Below are 223 nucleotides of genomic sequence, written 5' to 3'. Positions count from 1 at the left end.
GAGAATGTAGGGAATTACACGGCAATGAATGATATTGCTAACCCTACTGCTTTTTCAAACAGCAGCAACCCTCAGACCATTTACTACAGTCTAGAGAATGCCACTACGGGTTGTACCACATTTGATTTTGTCAACCTGGCAATGAGCTTTGAGCTCATCGTAAACCAAAACCCTGTACTCACCACACCTACCGAGCTTCAAGTTTGTGATGATGATGGTGTGA

Annotated in this window: 1 protein-coding gene; it reads left to right on the top strand. The window is 43.5% G+C overall.

Going from position 1 to position 223, the window contains the following annotated elements; genetic code table 11:
• A partial coding sequence (locus Q0948_RS14915; protein WP_298491423.1) for a hypothetical protein occupies positions 1 to 223 on the top strand: 223 nt, incomplete at both ends.

The sequence above is a fragment of the uncultured Dokdonia sp. genome (genome assembly GCF_947496725.1).
Classification (GTDB): Bacteria; Bacteroidota; Bacteroidia; order Flavobacteriales; family Flavobacteriaceae; genus Dokdonia.
This window is presented reverse-complemented; position numbering and strand designations above follow the sequence as displayed.